Below are 1,363 nucleotides of genomic sequence, written 5' to 3' on the forward strand. Positions count from 1 at the left end.
GATGATGTCCCAGGAGATGGTGTAGCTCAGTGCGGGCCTCGTGCTGACTGGCGGGCCGAGCTGGTCAGTCGCGCTGCGCGGCAGGCAAGCTGACCACGACATCATCGCAGATCGGTGCCAGCGTTTCCAGTGTCAGATAGCGGCCCCGCTGGACGGTCCATTCCTCGGTCTGCTCCATCAGGATTGCACCGACGAGGCGGCGGATCGAAGCTTCATTCGGAAAGATCCCGACCACGTCCGTGCGTCGCTTGATTTCGCCGTTTAGGCGCTCAATCGGGTTTGTGGAGTGTAGCTTCGTTCGATGCTGCTGGGGAAAGGTCATGTAGGCCAGAACATCCTCCTCGGCGCCGTCCATGAGGGTCGCCAGCTTTGGCAGTTTCGGACGCATCTGATCCGCTACCTGACGCCACTGCGCTTTCGCGGCAGCATGATCTGGCTGAGCGAAGGCCGTTGCAATGAAGGCCGAGACGACCCGCCGGCTGCTCTTGCCGGCGTGGGCCAAAGCGTTCCGCTGGAAATGGACTCGGCAGCGTTGCCATGTTGTCGACAGCACCCGCGACGTGGCTGCCTTGATGCCCTCATGAGCGTCAGAAATGACCAACTGGACACCGGTCAGGCCACGGCGAACAAGGTCGCGCAAGAACTCGGTCCAGAAGGGTTCCGCTTCGGAAGCCCCGATAGACATTCCCAAAACTTCACGGCGGCCATCGGTGTTCACCCCCACCGCGATGGTGACGGCCACGCTGATGATGCGCCCGCCCTGACGCACCTTGAGATATGTGGCGTCGATCCAAAGGTAAGGCCATTCGCCTTCGATCGGCCGCGTCAGGAAGGCATCGACACGGTCATCAATCTCTTCGCACAGGCGGCTGACCTGGCTCTTGGAGATACCGGTCCCGCCCATAGCCTGCACCAGATCATCCATGGATCGCGTCGAGACGCCATGAACATAGGCTTCCTGAATGACCGCCGTCAGCGCCTTCTCGACCGACCGACGCGGCTCGAGAAACGACGGGAAATAGGAGCCGGTGCGCAGCTTGGGGATACGCAGTTCCACGCTGCCTGCACGGGTCTGCCAGTCCCGCTCTCGATAGCCATTGCGTTGCGCCAGCCGCTCGCTGCTCTTCTCGCCGTAGTCAGCGCCGGTCTTAGCGCCAACCTCCAGCTCCATTAGTCGTTCGGCGGCAAAGCCGATCATCTCGCGCAGTAAATCTGCATCACCGCTCTGTTCTACAAGCGCGCGAAGGTCCATCATGGGTTTGGTCATTGGGTGTCGTCCTTGGATTAGATTGAGTCTTGCAACCCGACCTTACCAAGAAACCCAATGGCCACCTGAAGCTACACCACCTCCGTGGACGTCACC

1 protein-coding gene is annotated in these 1,363 nt (G+C 60.8%); it reads right to left on the bottom strand.

Going from position 1 to position 1,363, the window contains the following annotated elements:
- Window positions 1–64: 64 nt before the first annotated feature.
- Window positions 65–1,267, bottom strand: a complete 1,203-nt coding sequence (locus BM225_RS21500; RefSeq protein WP_092465544.1) for an IS256 family transposase — start codon at window positions 1,265–1,267, stop codon at window positions 65–67.
- Window positions 1,268–1,363 lie beyond the last annotated feature (96 nt).

This window comes from Donghicola eburneus (assembly GCF_900115865.1).
GTDB classification, from domain to species: domain Bacteria; phylum Pseudomonadota; class Alphaproteobacteria; order Rhodobacterales; family Rhodobacteraceae; genus Donghicola; species Donghicola eburneus.